This window comes from Streptosporangium sp. 'caverna' (assembly GCF_003203775.1).
In the GTDB taxonomy this organism is placed as follows: domain Bacteria; phylum Actinomycetota; class Actinomycetes; order Streptosporangiales; family Streptosporangiaceae; genus Streptosporangium; species Streptosporangium subroseum.
Window position 1 is genome coordinate 4,120,058 of the sequence record NZ_CP029711.1, and the last position, 16,250, is coordinate 4,136,307.

The 16,250-nt window shown below is 67.6% G+C and carries 18 protein-coding genes; 13 read left to right on the plus strand and 5 right to left on the minus strand.

Annotated elements, in window-relative coordinates; genetic code table 11:
• The first annotated feature begins 696 nt into the window (after positions 1 to 696).
• Both DKM19_RS18295 and DKM19_RS18300 read left to right on the plus strand, forming a co-directional pair.
• The gene (locus tag DKM19_RS18295) at positions 697 to 1,515 is read left to right on the plus strand and encodes an FHA domain-containing protein (RefSeq protein WP_162641578.1); all 819 of its coding nucleotides are present in this window, start codon (positions 697 to 699) and stop codon (positions 1,513 to 1,515) included.
• A gap of 14 nt (positions 1,516 to 1,529) precedes the next feature.
• The gene (locus DKM19_RS18300) at positions 1,530 to 1,901 is read left to right on the plus strand and encodes a hypothetical protein (RefSeq protein ID WP_110696754.1); all 372 of its coding nucleotides are present in this window, start codon (positions 1,530 to 1,532) and stop codon (positions 1,899 to 1,901) included.
• Positions 1,902 to 2,195: 294 nt separating this feature from the next.
• Here DKM19_RS18300 and DKM19_RS18305 read toward each other — a convergent pair whose 3' ends face one another.
• Positions 2,196 to 2,600 (minus strand): DUF4265 domain-containing protein, encoded by a 405-nt coding sequence (locus DKM19_RS18305; protein ID WP_110696756.1) that lies wholly within the window; start codon positions 2,598 to 2,600, stop codon positions 2,196 to 2,198.
• Positions 2,601 to 2,916: 316 nt separating this feature from the next.
• On the opposite strand from DKM19_RS18305, the gene DKM19_RS52965 reads away from it, so the two are divergent.
• The 6 genes from DKM19_RS52965 (at position 2,917) to DKM19_RS18330 (ending at position 7,878) form a co-directional block, all read left to right on the plus strand.
• Positions 2,917 to 2,979 (plus strand): putative leader peptide, encoded by a 63-nt coding sequence (locus tag DKM19_RS52965; RefSeq protein WP_369990559.1) that lies wholly within the window; start codon positions 2,917 to 2,919, stop codon positions 2,977 to 2,979.
• A gap of 141 nt (positions 2,980 to 3,120) precedes the next feature.
• Positions 3,121 to 4,410, plus strand: a complete 1,290-nt coding sequence (locus tag DKM19_RS18310; RefSeq protein WP_239514313.1) for a dicarboxylate/amino acid:cation symporter — start codon at positions 3,121 to 3,123, stop codon at positions 4,408 to 4,410.
• Between the two features lie 332 nt (positions 4,411 to 4,742).
• Complete coding sequence (locus DKM19_RS18315; RefSeq protein ID WP_110696760.1) at positions 4,743 to 5,570, plus strand: ABC transporter ATP-binding protein; 828 nt, start codon at positions 4,743 to 4,745, stop codon at positions 5,568 to 5,570.
• Positions 5,567 to 6,559 (plus strand): aliphatic sulfonate ABC transporter substrate-binding protein, encoded by a 993-nt coding sequence (locus DKM19_RS18320; protein ID WP_110696762.1) that lies wholly within the window; start codon positions 5,567 to 5,569, stop codon positions 6,557 to 6,559. Before DKM19_RS18315 ends, DKM19_RS18320 begins: the two co-directional genes overlap by 4 nt.
• Entirely contained in the window at positions 6,556 to 7,374 is an 819-nt protein-coding gene (locus tag DKM19_RS18325) for an ABC transporter permease (protein WP_110696764.1), read from the plus strand. The genes DKM19_RS18320 and DKM19_RS18325 overlap by 4 nt, the downstream gene beginning before the upstream one ends.
• Positions 7,375 to 7,590: 216 nt before the next feature.
• Positions 7,591 to 7,878 (plus strand): DUF3040 domain-containing protein, encoded by a 288-nt coding sequence (locus DKM19_RS18330; protein ID WP_089212620.1) that lies wholly within the window; start codon positions 7,591 to 7,593, stop codon positions 7,876 to 7,878.
• A gap of 120 nt (positions 7,879 to 7,998) precedes the next feature.
• On the opposite strand, the gene DKM19_RS18335 is transcribed toward DKM19_RS18330, so the two are convergent.
• The 4 genes from DKM19_RS18335 to DKM19_RS18350 all read right to left on the minus strand — a co-directional run bounded on the left by DKM19_RS18335 (position 7,999) and on the right by DKM19_RS18350 (position 12,289).
• A complete protein-coding gene (locus DKM19_RS18335; RefSeq protein WP_110696766.1) occupies positions 7,999 to 9,630 on the minus strand; it encodes a penicillin-binding transpeptidase domain-containing protein in 1,632 nt (543 codons plus the stop codon).
• 75 nt (positions 9,631 to 9,705) lie between these two features.
• Positions 9,706 to 10,356 (minus strand): 1-acyl-sn-glycerol-3-phosphate acyltransferase, encoded by a 651-nt coding sequence (locus tag DKM19_RS18340; protein WP_110696768.1) that lies wholly within the window; start codon positions 10,354 to 10,356, stop codon positions 9,706 to 9,708.
• Positions 10,357 to 10,719: 363 nt separating this feature from the next.
• Positions 10,720 to 11,358 carry a CoA pyrophosphatase gene (locus DKM19_RS18345; RefSeq protein WP_204358850.1) on the minus strand — a complete coding sequence of 213 codons (639 nt, stop codon included), beginning with the start codon at positions 11,356 to 11,358 and terminating at the stop codon, positions 10,720 to 10,722.
• A 64-nt stretch (positions 11,359 to 11,422) separates the two neighbouring features.
• Positions 11,423 to 12,289 carry an oxidoreductase gene (locus DKM19_RS18350; protein WP_110696772.1) on the minus strand — a complete coding sequence of 289 codons (867 nt, stop codon included), beginning with the start codon at positions 12,287 to 12,289 and terminating at the stop codon, positions 11,423 to 11,425.
• A 122-nt stretch (positions 12,290 to 12,411) separates the two neighbouring features.
• Between DKM19_RS18350 and DKM19_RS18355 the strand changes: the two genes are divergently transcribed.
• From DKM19_RS18355 to DKM19_RS18375, 5 genes are all read left to right on the plus strand, one after another.
• Positions 12,412 to 13,332, plus strand: a complete 921-nt coding sequence (locus DKM19_RS18355) for a LysR family transcriptional regulator (protein WP_110696774.1) — start codon at positions 12,412 to 12,414, stop codon at positions 13,330 to 13,332.
• Positions 13,333 to 13,590: 258 nt separating this feature from the next.
• The gene (locus DKM19_RS18360; protein WP_110696776.1) at positions 13,591 to 14,439 is read left to right on the plus strand and encodes a hypothetical protein; all 849 of its coding nucleotides are present in this window, start codon (positions 13,591 to 13,593) and stop codon (positions 14,437 to 14,439) included.
• 84 nt (positions 14,440 to 14,523) lie between these two features.
• Positions 14,524 to 14,865 (plus strand): PP2C family protein-serine/threonine phosphatase, encoded by a 342-nt coding sequence (locus tag DKM19_RS18365; protein WP_110696778.1) that lies wholly within the window; start codon positions 14,524 to 14,526, stop codon positions 14,863 to 14,865.
• Between the two features lie 200 nt (positions 14,866 to 15,065).
• Positions 15,066 to 15,338: a GlsB/YeaQ/YmgE family stress response membrane protein gene (locus tag DKM19_RS18370; protein ID WP_110696780.1), complete on the plus strand. Its 273-nt coding sequence runs from the start codon at positions 15,066 to 15,068 to the stop codon at positions 15,336 to 15,338.
• 341 nt (positions 15,339 to 15,679) lie between these two features.
• Positions 15,680 to 16,036: a PRC-barrel domain-containing protein gene (locus DKM19_RS18375; RefSeq protein WP_110696782.1), complete on the plus strand. Its 357-nt coding sequence runs from the start codon at positions 15,680 to 15,682 to the stop codon at positions 16,034 to 16,036.
• The last annotated feature ends 214 nt before the right edge of the window (positions 16,037 to 16,250 follow it).

Below are 16,250 nucleotides of genomic sequence, written 5' to 3' on the forward strand. Positions count from 1 at the left end.
ATGTCGTGGATGGAGCAGGGCAGGCCGATCCGTCACCACGGGCTGGCGGCGGACGAGGTGCGGCACGCGCTTCCGGCAGCGTCCCCACGGCTCCTCAACCGGCTGGGGAAGGGTGAAGTGCTCACGAACCTCGGCTAACGAACCTCGCCGAAGAAGACCTCACGATGCGAATGGCGGCCTGATCGAGAGCGGAAGGTCGATTGACCGCCCCATATCCGAGGAGGCCGTGCTCGTCGGCGAACCCCGCAGCACATACCCGGAACGCCTCGTCCAAACTCGCAAGTATGTTATCCAGCTCGAAAGGCGAGGGTCACCGTACGGAATCCGCCCTATGGGGGAGGCTCCTGGACCTGGGGCGCCCGCGTTGGGAGACGGATTGCGCATTCGGGAACGGGGACGGTTGATCTGCGTCTGTGACCATTGCGATCTGACGGCCTGCTCGATCATTTTGAGAATGCGCCGCGCTTAATAAGACACTCCCTAGGCGTCCGCTCGAAAGATGATCAAATAACGAAGTCGTCACGGCCGGAAGTGCGGGAAGTGGCCCGGCAAACGCCTGGTATCCCAGCTTGAAGACATTTCTCGGGGAAATGATCAATCCTGGCGATTTTCATCAAGAAACCCTAGTTTAAATACTGGCGGAGCTCATCCGATCAGTGCACGATGTATATGCCACCGTTTCAAAGGAGGCGTGGCATGCCGACATCATCGGATGACCCACGGCTGGTTGTCATCCACCCGCCGGAGTTAGCGGGAACGGTGCTTCGGCTGAGCCGTGAACGCCAGTCGCTGGGCCGTGGGCGGACTGCCGATCTGCAACTGGATGACCCTCACCTCAGTTCTTTCCACGCGTCGCTGAGCCATACGGCCGGTCAAACCAGCGTTGAGGATTTAGGGTCGCGTAACGGCACAACGGTCAATGGCGACCCGGTGCGACGACCGCGGGTCCTGCGTGATGGCGATGTGCTCCAGTTCGGCGTCCTCCGAGCTCGTTACGAGGAGCCCGGAGGGACTGCCGCATCGCCGGCCGTTCGCCATGGCGAAGAGCGGCTGGTCCGTTTTGACGTCGAGCGGCAGGCGGGTGGCCACATAAACAATGTGGGCCGTGACCAGCACAACCACTACGTCCAGCAACGGGACAGCTTCCTACGGGAGGTCGCGGCGGCTCGCACCCGTTCCCTGCGGTTGATCTGGCTGAGCCTGGCGCTGATATTCGGCGGATGCTTGGTCTACCTCTGGGGGAGCTACAGCGCCTTCAGCAGCGTCGGCAGTGGTGTCAGCGACATTTTCAAATACATCGAGAGCTCAGGGGCCGGCAAGCCACCGTCCCTGAGCAATCTGGTCGGGGAGCAGAGCTTCGCGCTTTCGGTCGCGCTGATCGGTTACACCGTCGCGGCGGGCGGCATCATGCTCTTCTTGGTTGCGTTGATCATGCACGTCATCGCTGTGGCACGTGGCAGGAAAGTGGACAGTGACCCGCGACACACCTGGAATGCACCCGTTCGGCGCGGATGAGTCGGAGGACGGAATTGACTTTCAACATCGGCAATCAGCAAGCCGTCAACATCAACAACGTGGGCGGCGACCAGACCGTCCAAGGTGGTCAGCAAGGCACTTTTCTCGCAGGCGAACCCGGTGACTGGGCCGAGTCGCTCGTCACTCGGCTCCAGGCTCTTGGCCTGCGGGTTGAAGCGGCCGAAGCGGAAGCCGTACAGACCGAACTGGCTCGCTCGCAACCCGACCGTCAGGGCATCGCCACCCGTCTGATCCGGCTGACCGATGCTCTGAATTCGGCGGGAGCGATCGCCCAGGCGGGAGAGTCGCTGCGAGGGCCCCTGATGGCTCTGGCGAGCTGGCTGGGGGCGCTCGGAGCGCCTGTCATGCGCATGCTCACGGGTTGAGCGCTGTGTGGCATCCGCCATGCCGGACCCGGCTGTTCGTCGACGGCTGGACGCGTCGGCCGCTTTTGGCTACCAGGCGCAGAGGCCTGCGAACGAGCAATGCGCATGTCGATTAGGACAAGTACCATCAGCCCAACAACCAGCTCAGCCGTCCCACCTGCCGTACTCGATGCACTTTCCAAGCTGACGGTGCGGGTTCGATTCCCATGATCCGCTCCAATCTCCAAGAGCGGCGCCACCCACCTGTTGTCCGAGTGTGTGGTCGAAGAACTCCTAACAGAATGATTCGCGATCTCAGGAGTCGATCTCCCAGAAGAGCGCACCTATCTCTTCCGGCCCGGTAAGGATCTTTACCAGGGGATCTGGGGCAGTACCTGGAGGGAGATCGACAGCGAGGTAGGTGCTCTGTAACCACTCGTGAGCCAGACCGGAAGTCGCTACTTCGCCATGGAGGAGATCGTGGAGCTGGTCACGGTGAGGGTGCTGCCGGACCAAGGCGACCCGCAAAGTGTGGTGGCCTGACTTCTTAACCACGGCCGCCACCAGGTGTCGGTCGTCGATGGTCACGACGTCGTGATGGCAGATGCCGTGGGTGAAGAACGGCAGACATGTGATCTCGAACCTGTCCGAGGTCAGCTGGCGGATCCACAGCTGTTCGCGCCAGCCGTCCATGCGTTCGGAGAGATCCGCGTGGATCATGTAGTTGCTGAGGTCGCGGCCGATCGGGTTGTCGTGCGTGATGATGGTGATGACGCGCCTTTCGGGTGAGAGCTACCGGGTCAGCTTCGAGCTTCGGGCAGGCTCGGTAACGGTAGCCGTCGACAGATGAGCGAATCACGTCGCCCGCCGCATCACCCGCCCGCCATCCCTGGCCATCGACCCTGGGCGCCCAGCCTCTTGATACCTATATTTCAGGTGGGGAAAGTCTAAATTTGCGACATAGATCACTCTTGTGATCGGAATATTGTCCTATTCGCTGCGGTTTACTGGTCCCGTGAGGTTTTCCGTCCTGTATGTGTGGCTTGTTGAGCGGCTGCACATCGATCTCTGTCGCCTGACCGGCTCCCTCTGTAGCTGATCGCGCTCTGACGAGCGCTCGATCCCCTCGGCCCTCACCCACCCCCCTTTTGGCATGCCCTTTTCCGGCATGCCCTCTTTCGGACTCGCCCCCCTTTCGCATGCCCTCTCAGGCATGCCGTCTTTCGGAGCCTTCCCCATCGTGAAGAGATTCTCTTTCTCCCTGCAACTGCTGTTGGGCCTGGTCGTGGGCGTGGCCCTCGGCTTCGCCGCCCGCATCTGGGACCTCGCCTGGCTGGCCACCACCCTCACCGAAGTCGGAAAAATCTTCGTCCAGCTGCTCAAGCTGGCAGTGCCGCCGCTGGTGTTCACCGCCATGGTGATCAGCGTCGCCAACCTCCGCAACGTCAACGGCGCGGCCAGGCTGGCGGGCAAGACGCTGTTCTGGTTCCTGTCCACCGCGCTGATCGCCGTCATCGTCGGCATCGGCCTCGGTCTGATCATCAACCCCGGCCAGGGCGTCACCCTGAGCACGGCGGGCGCGAAGGCGCCCGAGAACGTCGGCACCTGGGTCGACTTCCTCACCGGCATCATCCCGACGAACATCGTCACGGCGTTCACCGAGCTCAACGTCCTCCAGATCGTCTTCCTGGGGATCGTCCTCGGCGCGGCGGCCATCGCGCTCGGCGAGAAGGCCGAGCCGTTCCTCGACTTCAGCCGCTCGATCCTCGAACTGGTCCAGAAGGCGCTCTGGTGGGTCATCCGCCTGGCCCCCATCGGGACCGCCGGCCTGATCGGCAAGTCGGTCGCCACGTACGGATGGGACCTGCTCGCGCCGCTGGCCAAGTTCACCCTCGGCGTCTACGTCGGCTGCTTCATCGTCCTGCTGGCCGTCTACCCGACGCTGCTTGCGCTGGTCGGCAAGGTCAACCCGATCACGTTCTTCCGCAACGCGTGGCCCGCGATCGAGCTGGCCTTCGTCTCCCGCTCCTCGGTCGGCACGCTGCCGCTGACGCAGAAGGTCACGATCGAGCGGCTGGGCGTCGACCGCGACTACGCCTCCTTCGCCGTGCCGTTCGGCGCGACCACCAAGATGGACGGCTGCGCCTCGATCTACCCGGCGCTGGCGGCGATCTTCGTGGCGCAGGTGTTCGACATCCCGCTGGGAGTCGGCGAGTACCTGCTGATCGCGTTCGTCTCCGTGGTCGGCTCGGCCGCGACGGCCGGTCTGACCGGCGCGACCGTCATGCTCACCCTGACGCTGAGCACGCTGGGTCTGCCGCTCGAGGGCGTCGGCCTGCTGCTGGCCATCGACCCGATCCTCGACATGATCCGCACCGCGACCAACGTCGCGGGACAGATCGTGGTGCCGGTCCTTGTCGCCCGCAGCGAGGGCCGTCTCGACGAGGCGGTGCTCAACGCTTCCCCGCAGCCGCTCGACGAGGCTCCGGTGAGCACGCCGCGTCCCGTGGGCGAACCGGCGCTCGCATAACGTTCGCACCCGAATGAGAGGACGGGGCGGCCCGCGCGGGCCGCCCCGTCCTCTCGTGTTCCAGGAGGCGTTTCACCAGGCCGGACCGTCTGAACTCCGGTCCATTCGCACAACCCCGATCTGTGAAATTCCGGAGTGCGCGCATGGCCTGCCTGCGCCGCCGGGTCCCACCGCCTCGGCGCGGCGGCCGCCGAGATCCACCGGCAGTTCGCTGCGGGGGCGGCCAGGAGACTCCAAAGGTGTCGGTCACAACATCCTCCGCCTCGCCGGCCCCGGTCAATATGACCATTTACCCTATTAATTAGGTAGGTTTTATGTGGTAGAAAGATCCAATGGGATCTTCCTTGAGCGCGGCCGCGGAGGCCGGGCCCGCGAGTGTGGTTCTGCGGGGGGTCGGCCGGACGTTCGACGCCCGGGCGGGCGCCGCCGGCCACGTCGTTCTCCGCGATCTCGAACTCGAGATCGCCCCCGGTGAGATCGTGGCGATCCTCGGGCCTTCCGGGTGCGGCAAGTCGACCTTGCTCCGGCTCGTCGCGGGTCTCGACGAGCCCACCCGCGGTGACGTGGTCGTCGACGGCAGGAAGGTGCGCGGCATCGAGGAACGGTGCGCCGTCGTCTTCCAGGAGCCGAGACTGCTTCCCTGGCTGGATCTGGTGGGCAACGTCGCCCTCGGGCTGCCGAGGGGCACGTCCCGCGCGAGTGGCCGCGAGGCCGTACGCCGCTGGCTGGAGGTCGTGGGCCTCGACCGTTTCCATCGGCACCGGCCACGGCAGATCTCCGGAGGAATGGCCCAGCGAACCGCGCTGGCCCGCGCCCTCGCCCGGCGTCCGGGCGTGCTGCTGCTCGACGAGCCGTTCGCCGCGCTCGACGCCCTCACCCGGCTGCGGATGCAGGACCTCCTGGTCGACGTCCAGCGGCGCTCGAACACCACGGTCCTGCTCGTCACCCACGACGTCGACGAGGCGCTGCACCTCGCCGATCGGGTGCTCCTCCTCGGCGGGGAGGAGCCTCGCGAGGGCGCGACGGTCCTGACCGTGCTCGACGTCCCCTATCCCCGTCCCCGAGACCGCGGTCACCCCGAACTCGCCGCCCTGCGCGCCGACCTTCTGGACCGCCTCGGCGTTCCTCGTCCCACCCCCTTCAAGGAGACCCCGCGATGATTCGCCGCCGAGCCCTTCTCGTCTCCGTCCTGCTCACGACCCTGGCGACGGGGTGTGCGTCCGGAGAGGCCGACACCGCCCCGGCCGCCGCAGGGGCGCTGCGGCTCGACTACGCCTACTACAACCCGCTCAGCCTTGTCGTCCGCAAGCAGGGCTGGCTGGAACAGGAGCTTGCCGCCAAGGGGACCAAGGTCACCTGGGTTCTGTCGGCGGGGAGCAACAAGGCCAACGAGAACCTGCGCGCCGAGACGATCGACGTCGGCTCCACGGCCGGAGCGGCCGCACTCCAGGCGCGGGCCAACGGCACCGCCATCAAGGCGATCGAGGTGTACAGCCGGCCCGAGTGGGCGGCGCTCGTGGTGGCCAAGACGTCCTCCATCACCGGCATCGCCGGGATCAAGGGCAAGAAGGTGGCGGCCACCAAGGGGACCGACCCGTACTTCTTCCTGCTCCAGTCACTGCACGAGGCCAAGCTGACCGGGGCCGACGTCGAGGTCGTCAACCTGCAGCACGCGGACGGGAAGACCGCGCTGGAACGGGGCGACGTGGATGCCTGGGCCGGGCTCGACCCGCTCATGGCGCAGAGCCAGATCGACGCCGGGTCGAAGCTGATCTATCGGAATCCGGCGTTCACGTCGTACGGCTTCCTCAACGCCCGCGAGGCCTTCATCAAGGACCACCCGGATCTCGTGCAGTCCGTCGTCAACGCCTACGAGAAGGCCCGCGCGTGGATCGGCGCGCATCCGGACGAGACCGTGACACTGCTGGCGGAGGAGGCCAAGCTGTCACCCGAGATCGCCAGGCTCGTGCTGACGGAGCGCACCAAGACGGAGATCAGCCCGGTGCCGGGGCCCGAGCAGCGCGCGGTGCTCGAACGCATCCTGCCGATCCTGGTGGAGGAGAACCAGGTGCGCTCGGCCGACGAGGCCCGGGCCGCGCTCGACTCGCTGTTCGACCCCGCCTTCGCGGAGAAGGCACACGCGTCATGACCGCCGGCACCGAGCGGAAGCCGGTGATCGCGACACCGGAGCGGGTGCGTGAGAAGCCGGGGTTCCCCCGTCTCGGCGGAGTCGCCCTCGGGGTGCTCGTGCCCCTGGCGGTGCTCGCCGGGTGGCAGCTCGCCACCGCCGCGGAGGTTTTCACGCCGAGCCAGCTGCCGCAGCCGCTGAGCGTGCTGTCGGCGCTGGGCGAGCTGGTACGGCGGGGAGAGCTGTGGCAGCACATCGCGATCAGCGTCCAGCGGGTGCTCATCGGATTCGGCGCCGGGGCGGTGGCCGGGCTGGCCGGTGGCGTGCTCGTCGGCCTGTACCGGCCGGTCCGAGGCCTGCTGGCGCCCAGCATCGCCGCGCTGCGCGCGGTCCCCTCCCTGGCCTGGGTCCCGCTGCTGGTGCTCTGGCTGGGAATCGGGGAGGGGCCGAAGATCGTCCTGGTGGCGATCGGCGCGTTCTTTCCCGTCTACACCACCGTGTCCTCCGCGCTCGCCCACGTCGACCCCCACCTGGTGGAGGCCGGGCGGGCCTACGGCCTGCGCGGCCTGGAGCTGCTCACCCGGATCCAGCTGCCCAGCGCCGCGCCCGCGGTCTTCGCCGGGCTCCGGCTCGGCCTCGCGCAGGGCTGGTTGTTCCTGGTCGCCGCCGAGCTCATCGCGTCGTCGAAGGGCCTCGGCTTCCTGCTGATCGACAGCCAGAACACGGGGCGTACCGACATCCTCCTGCTCGCCATCCTGCTGCTCGCGCTCTTCGGCAAGACCGCCGACGCCGTGCTGGGTCTGGTCGAGCGCCGAGCCGTACGAAACAGGTTCTGAGGAAGATTCGCGGTCTGGAATGTCTAGATCGTCGAGAACGCTGGGAACCGCCCAACACCTCCTTTGTCGCCTCTCCGGATCTACGGCTGGGACATGATCCCCTGCTCGTATTGCGTGGGAGAAAAGAAGAAGTAAATCAAGGCCCTCGGAACGGATAATGATCTTCATGATTGGGCAGAACGTCGGCACACGCCTTGCTTTCCCGGGAGGTGCGGCATGGCCTGGTCGCAAGACGAGGAGCGGATGCTGCTGCAGATCGAGCGTCACCTGATAGATGAGGACCCGCGGCTGGTCGCGCGGCTGGAGTCGTTCAACGAACGCGTCCAGCGCAAAGAGGGCGGCCGCCGTAAGCGCGATGCCAAAAACAAGGGGGAGCGGCGGTCCGTCAGACGCCCCCGCCGATCGACGATCATCATCATGTTCAGCTGGCTGCTGATCGCGACACTGATCGCCATGCTCCTCGTCATGGCCCTGCGCCACGAGGCGGCAGCCCTTCCGCTGTGACGGGGCGGCCCTCCGGGTAGGGCACGTCCGGGTAGTGGAGAGCGCCGCCATGGCGGTCCGCCGACCCTCACGGACGGACGCCGAGGGTCCACGGGCGGACGCCGGGGGCCGGCGAGAGGATCAGCCCAGGGCGCGCAGGAAGTCGGCGGCCACCGGAGCGGCGACCGTTCCGCCGCCCTCGCCCTCCTCGACGATCACCGCGAAGGCCAGGTCACCGCGGAAGCCGATGAACCAGGCGTGGGTCTTCAGATCGTCCTGCGGGCCGTACTCCGCGGTGCCGGTCTTGCCCCGGGTGCCGGACGGCAGGCCCGCGTCCTTGGCGGTGCCCATGGTGACCACCGCGGACATCATCTGGCCGATCTTGGACTTGACCCCCTCGGGGAGCTCCTGAGGCTCGGTCTTCTGCTTGATGGAGGGGACGAGGGTCGGCGGGCGCCAGGTGCCGTCGGCCAGCGCGGCGGCGGCCGAGGCCATCAGCAACGGGCTGACGGTGATGCGGCCCTGTCCGAAGGACGCCGCGGCCAGCTCGGCGTCGCTCTGCGGCTTGGGGAAGCTGCCCTTCGTCGCCGGCACGCCGATGTTGAGCGGTTTGTTGAAGCCGAACAGCTCCGCGGTGTCCGTCAGCTTGTCGGCGCTCAGCTTCTCCTGGGCCAGGGGGGCGAAGGTGGTGTTGCAGGAGTAGGCGAAGGCGTCGGAGAGGGACACCGAGCCGTACTCGCCGTGGTGGGAGTTGCGGATCGGCAGGCCGCCCACCTTGACGTCCTTGGGGCAGGTGACCCGCTCGCCCGGAGTCATCCCCCCGGCCAGCAGCCCGATGGCGGTGATCGCCTTGAAGGTCGAGCCGGGAGGGTAGTTGCCGTCCAGGGCCCGGTTGAAGCCGCCCTGGTTGTTCACCACCGCGAGGATCTCGCCGGAGGAGGGCCTGATCGCGACCATCGAGGCGGTCTGCTTCAGGTCGCGGACCGCACCGGCGGCCGCCTGCTGGACCCGCATGTCCAGCGTGGTCTCCAGGGCCTCGCCGGCCTCCCCCTCGATCTTGTCGAGGGTTTTCACGGTCTTCTTGTCCGCGCCGACGAGGTCGATTTCGGTGGCGGGCGTGCCGGCCAGGCGCTGCTGGAAGGTCTGCTGCAACCCGCCCCTGCCGATCGCGTCACCCGTCTTGTAGGAGGAGCCCAGGCTCTTGACGTCCTTGGCCGTGGCCTTGTCCAGGTAGCCGACGAGCTGCTGCACCGAGCCGCCCACGTCGCCGCCGTCGATGCGGTCGCCACCGGCATCGGTGATCTTCGCGCGCTCCGGCCACTTGGTCTTCAGTGCGAAGGCGGTGGCGTCGGTCAGGTCGGGGTGTACGGCCGAGGGGGACCACTTGACCCGCCAGTTACGGTCGACGACCGCCAGATCGATGGTGCCGGAGTAGCTCCACTCGCCGATGTCCTTCAGCTTCAGCGTGGTGGTGTAGCCGGCCTGCCCCGTGCCGTCACCGGTCTCACGGACCGCGTCGAGCTTCACGACGGTGCCCTCGACCCCCAGAGCCTTGCGCATGTTCTCGTACGTCTTGTCGAACGCGGGGGAGGCCGCGCCGAGCTCGGCGCGCATGGCGGCCAGATCACCCTTCTGCCACGCCTGGGTGAACCGCTGAGCGGTCTCCTGGGGGGTGCCCCTGGTGTGCAGATACCACCACGCGCCCCCGCCGGCGGCCCCCGCCACCAGCACAACGGTTATCGACGCGATCGCTATTGTCTTGCCACGCGGCATTTGAACTACCCCCAGTTCTCCAAGCCCGAAGTGCCGCAGCCTAGCGTGGTCAATGCGACATATGCTGACAAAGGGTTATTTGTCCTTGTTCCGGCTTGGCGTGTAGGAGGCCACGTACTCCTGCCCGGACAGCTCCGCGATCGCCGCCATGATCTCGTCGGTCACGCTGCGACGGTCGCGTGCGCTCTTCTCCGAGCCGGTGAACGTCATGGGTTTGCCGATCTGCACCTTCACCCTGCCGAACCTGGGCACCGAGGCGCCGATCGGCAGCACCTTGTCGGTGCCGCTCATCGCCACCGGGATCACCGGCGCGCCGGTGGCGAGGGCCAGCCAGGAGACCCCGACCTTGCCGCGGTAGAGGCGGCCGTCGGGGGAGCGGGTGCCCTCGGGATAGATGCCGAACAGCTCGCCGTCCCTGAGCACCTGCGCGGCCGTGTCCAGCATGTCCTGGGCGGCGGTCGGGCTCTGCCGGTCGATGCTGATCTGGCCGGTGGCCCGCATCCACATCGCGGTGGCGGGGTTGCCGGTGAAGTACTCGGATTTGGCGACGAAGCGCACCTGGCGCGAGAGCACCAGAGGCAGGAAGGTCGAGTCGACGATCGACAGGTGGTTGGAGGCCAGGATGGCCGGGCCCGACCTCGGCACATGCTCTTCCCCGGTGACCGTGGTCGGCCACAGCAGGTGCAGGACGGGGCCGCCGAAAGTCTTGGTCAGGCGATAGAGCACAGGCTCTCCTCATGAGACGGGTTCACAACACTGGGTGGTGCCCCGGTAGCCGGTTGGTGTACGCACCCGCGCAAGCGAGGACTCTACCTTTTTAGCCCTTCTCCCAAGCCGTGGGCCTCTTCCAGGGCGAACCTAGAGATTTTTCAAGGCGAACCCAGAAAAACGAGACGCCCCGTGAGCGAAGACGCTCACGGGGCGGGACGTTTTGGTGCCGATGTGGCGGTCGCCTCCTCGGCGAGAGGCACAACACGGCTCCAGCCGAACGGTATTCCGTGAAGGCGGTAATTTGCGGCCCGGGGGACACAAACCACATCGGCACGATCACTGTAACGGACATCCGCGGGTGGTTATTCCGTTTCACGGTCAGCGGCGTGTCCAGTGGGGCTGGGCGACGCCCGCCACCCGCAGGTCACGACCCTTGAGAGCCACCTCGGCAAATTGCCACAAGATGGCCCCGGTGGGCGCGTGGATCACGATCGAGGGGCCGAGCGGCATCTGCAGCAGACTCCGCCCCTCCTCGTCGATCCGCCAGCGCGGCACCCCCGGCGCCAGGAACCGCTCCAGCGGCACCCGGTGGATGGAGGCCACCTCGTACGGGTCCCTGCGAGGCCGCTGCCGCCCGCCGAACGCCACCACCGGAGTGATCACGAATCCGGAGTCGGTGACGAAGTCGTCCAGCAGCCCGGCCACCTCCACGCCCCGGACCGAGGCCTCCTCGTCCAGCTCCCGCAGCGCCGCCGTCAGGGCGTCCTCGCCCTCGTCCAGCCGCCCCCCGGGCAGTGCCCACTGCCCGGCGTTACGGCCGTGCGCGGCCCGCCTGATCACGATCGTGTACGGCCGGCCCTCCTCGTCCTCCAGCACGCACACGGTGACCGCGGCATGTCGCAGGCCGTCGGCCAGCGGAAGGGCGCCCCGCCGCCGGAAGGCGGCCAGGTTCGCGACGATGCGGGGACGGAGCTCGTCGAACGGGGGTAACGCGGGCAACGGGGATGACGGAGCCATGCCGGCCACGATCGCACACGCGTCCGCGGCCCCGGAAACGGGACCGCACGGTGGCCGAGGCGGGTCAGTCGTCGAAGTCGGTGCCGCGACCGACCCGCTCCCAGGCCAGCGTCTCCGTGCGGGAGGCGTCGAGGTGGGCGAGGACCGCGTCGACGGCGTCGTTGCCCAGGGGCAGCCGCAGAGGGGTCTTCTCGGCCTCCAGTGCGGCGAGGATGGCCTCGGCGGCCCTGGCGGGGTCGCCGGGCTGCTTGCCGTCGGTGCTCGGGAGCGCGGTGCGGACGGAGCCGACCGTCTCCTCATAGGCGGGAATGGCCGCGGACTGCCGCAGGGCGCCGTCACCGGCGAAGCCGGTCCGGAACGCGCCGGGTTCGACGATCAGCACCTTGATCCCGAACGGGGCGACCTCGGCCGCGAGCGCCTCGGACAGGCCTTCCAGGGCGAACTTGGTCGCCGAGTAGGCGCCGACACCCGCGAAGGAGAACCGTCCGCCCATGCTGCTCATCTGCACGACCGCCCCGGAGCCCTGGCGTCGCATGTGCGGCAGCACCGCGCGGGTGAGCGCGGCGGGACCGAAGAAGTGCAGCTCCATCAGGTCGCGCAGTTCGCGGTCCACGGTCTCCTCGACCGCGCCGACCAGACCGAGGCCGGCGTTGTTGACCAGGACGTCGATCCGCCCGTACCAGAGGATCACCTCGGCGACGACCGCGGCGATCCGCGCGCCGTCGGTCACGTCCAGCCGCGCCGTGACCGCTCGGTCCGGGTGCGCCGCGACCAGATCGTCAAGGGCCTCCGGCCTGCGCGCGGTGGCCACCACGGTGTCGCCGGCGGCCAGGGCCGCCTCGGCGATCGACCGGCCGAAGCCCGAGGACGCACCGGTGATCAGCCAGACCCTGCCGGTCGCCTCGCGGGTGGGGATGTGCTCGGTGCTCATTCTCAAATCTCCTCATCGGGGTGACGCCTCATCGGGTGACGCCTTCAGTTATGCCAGTGGCCGATCCGTACCGTCCAAGACAGAAGGTCACCGACTCCATAAAGAGGACTTATGATCCCTGGATGGAGCTGCGCCAGCTGCGCTATCTCGTCGCGATCGCCGACGAGGGGAACCTCGGACGGGCCGCGGAACTGCTGTACGTGAGCCAGCCCGCCCTCTCGTACGCCCTCAAGAACCTGGAGTCCGAGTTCGGCGTGCGACTGTTCGACCGGCATGCCGGGGGCGTCACCGAGACGGCGGCCGGGCGCGACGTCGTGGCCGAGGCCCGCCGCACGCTGAGCCAGGCCGGCCGGGTGACGGCCGCCGCCGAACGGCACCGGCGTGGCGAGACCGGGGTGCTGCGCGTGGGCTTCGAGGCCAGCGGTGCCGGCGAGCTCACCACCCGGGCGCGGGCCGAGTTCGCCCGCCGCCATCCCGGCGTACGGGTCGAGCCGAAGCGGTTCGACTGGGGGCAGGAGGTGAGCGCGCTGCGCGACGGCAGGGTGGACGTCGCCTTCGTCTGGCTGCCCGCCGACCTCACGGGCCTGCACGCTGAGATCGTGCACACCGAACCCCGGATCGTCGGCCTGCCGTCCGGCCACCCGCTCGCCGGTCGCGAGGGCGTCTCCGTGCTCGAGGTCAACGACGAGCCCCTGATGTGGACCGAGCGGGCGCCACGGATCTGGGTGGACTGGTGGGCGGTCAACCCCAGACCGGACGGATCGAGCCCCCGGTGGGGACCGACCAACGACAACGTCGAGGAGATGCTGGAGCAGGTGGCCGAAGGCACCGCCATCTGCTTCGCGCCCACCAGCATGGCCCAGTACTACGCCCGCCCCGACCTGTCCTGGGTCCCCCTCACGGATGTCGAACCACTCCGGGTCGCCCTCGCCTGGGTCGACGGCACGGACAACGGCCTCGTGCGAGGGTTCGCCCACGTCGTGCGCGAGCTCGCCTCCGGTGAACCAGCCCCCGCGGTCCCGTCCACCAAGATCCTTCGCTGAGGCTCCGACCAGTGTTTCCGTCGCTTTGCGGCGATTGCCACCGGGACCCCTCAGAACGAGCGAGAGGGCTTGATACACCCCGCCCGGGTCGTGGCATCGCCGAGGCGGCTATCGACGGCTGAGCACCACGGAGGAGCACGCCCTAGAGCAATCGCGGATGTATCCGATATGGAATAGGCCTCGACGCGTCCGAAGACTGCAATTGGGGTATGTGGGTGGGATTGACGGCAATAGGCGAAGATCGACATATTTGCCGTCATGTATGACGGGGAGCATGTTCATGGAGCCGATGAGCTGTCGTTCGGTTCAGGGCGGGAGCCCTGGTTGCGCGGGTGGGCGCTGACGCATCGGCGGCTGATCGCGATCTCGGCGGTGATGGCCGTCGTGCTGGCCGGGGGCGGTGCGGCCGGCTGGTATTTGTATCGGCAGTCGCTGCTGCCGTCACCTCCGCCGACCGACCTGGCGTTTTCGCCGTCGATCAACCTCACCGTAGCGCTCTGCCCACCGCAGATTGCGGACTGTCCCGAAACGGCGCGCGATGACGCGGTGCGGGCCGTCCAGGCAGTGTCCGAAATCAGCGAGTTCACGGTGGTGAGCGCGGAGGAGGTCAAGGCCGACTACCAGGCCGCCACCATCTTGCGAACGGGGGAACCGGGGCAGGCGGCGGGCGCGATCTGGGGGACGTATATCAACGCCACGCTGCGCAGCCCGGAAGCGTTCGCTGCGGTCAAGCGGCAACTCGAAGGCAAGCCCGGCATCGCCCGCGTGAATCAGGCATGGCCCAAGGTCTGGCAAGGCAGGGCCGACCTCGGCGTCGTCTTGTGCTCCCTCGGGTCTGTGGCGCCCTGCACCGGCGCCGCGACTGCGGCGCAGCGAGATGCCGTGGTGGCACGCCTGCGCGAGCAGGACGGCGTGGCGGAGGTCTTCCTGCAGGACCAGGCTTTCGGGCTGCGGCTGCTGCAGCGCTTCAGCCCGGATCAGTACGTCACCCTGCAGGACGTGGCCGAAGAAATCTATGTGCGTTTCGACGACCACGCCAAGGCCAGGCAGGTGGGACAGACGCTCCTGGGCCTGCCAGGCGTCATGAGGGCATATCTCGTTCTATGACAGAGCTCCGCACCTCACTCAGAACCAGCACATCGTGGACGTGGCCGCCGGTCCTCGGGGTCTGAGGAACGCCATCCCTCAGCCTTGCTGCGCCGCGCCGATGGGCAGGTGGAAGAGCTGCGCTCGAAGGGAGCGATTCTGGGGGTCTTCCCCGACGCGGGTCTGGGCTCGACGCGCTTCACCCTGCACCCGGGGGATGCGCTGCCGCTCCACACCGACGGCGTCACCGAAGCCCACCCATCACAAAGCGCCGCCGACCCGTTCGGTGAGGACCGCCCGGCCGACCTGCCGACCACCTGCCGCGACCTGGACGCCGCGCAGATCGTGCAGCGCATCAGCGGCGCCGTGCTGGACTTCTGCCACCACAACACGGCCGACGACATCGCCCTGCTCATACTGCGCGTCCCACCCGCGCCCCGGCACTGACGACCCTCCGCTCACCTGCCACCGTCATCTGAACGGGCCACGGCCACGAGCCATGAGCTCACCGCAGCCGTGTGCATGGTCAGGGCTCACGTGCCCGCACCATGCTCAATCCCGGCTACCACCCTTGATCGTATTGTGATGTGTGGTGCCTGCGGGTCCGGGCAGAGGGCGGCCAGCCAAGCAAACAGAGAGTGTGGGACATGACAGTCACCGGCATCATCACCGCCATCGTCATCGGAGCCATCATCGGCGCCCTGGGCCGGCTGGTCGTGCCAGGCCGCCAGGGCATCCCGATCTGGCTGACCATCGTGATCGGCATCGTCGCCGCCCTCATCGGCACCGCCATCGCCAGTACCTTCGGCGTCGCCAGCACCGGCGGAATCGACTGGATCGAACTCCTGCTGCAGGTCATCGTCGCCGCCGTCGGCGTGATCGCAACGGTGAACCTGTACGGCAGGCGCAGCGTCCGATAAACACCATCATCAGCGCCGGCGCTGATGAGCCTGCGGTGCCCGTGATGGCCTCGCCCTGACAGTCAGGGCGAGGCCATCGGCTTTTCACCGCCGAAAGCTCCTCACCTAATGTGTTCCAGGCCTGACGCACCGGTAATCCGGCTGACAAGCAGCCCGACTGCCTACCTCATCCCATGTCCGTGGACGACTGCCTGCGCCCGGCCTTCCCTCTCGGCGCTGATCTCACGGTGACCGTGCAGCGGTGGCCACCGTTCGCGTTCTGGCCCGCCGCATTTGTTTACCGCGAGCGCGGCGGGTAGGGCGATGAGTACCCCACCATCACTGAAGAAAAGAGTCTGGCCATGACGGAGAACATGTGGAACTACCGTCCCGAGACGCACAGCGGCGACCAGACCCTGGACCTGGTCGGGTTCGACGTCGAGGCCACCGACGGCAAGATCGGTTCGGTGGACGAGGAGAGCAACGCGGTGGGCGACAGCTACGTCGTCGTCGACACGGGTTTCTGGATTTTCGGCAAGAAGGTCGTGCTGCCCGCCGGTACGGTGACCCGGATCGACCCGCAGGAGCGCAAGGTCTACATCTCCCGCACCAAGGAAGAGATCAAGAACGCCCCGGAGTTCGACGAGGCGACCTACAAGGAGCCCGACTACCGTAACAAGCTCGGCGGCTACTACGGCCCCGGCGCCGGCACCTTGTAATCATTGGTCGGCGATGGGCTCTTCCTGCGAAGGAGGGGCCCATTTCACGTTGGGCGGCCTTCTCGCTGCTCATCGTCGTGAGCTTCTCCCGGGCCGCAGAACCGGGCCCCCGGATTTGCCGTCGTCGCGACGCACCCCGCCCGCACACGCCGCCAGAGGCGGTGAGCATCGACCTCTCGGCTCCGCTGGCCACCCTGACAGATCGGTCCACTTA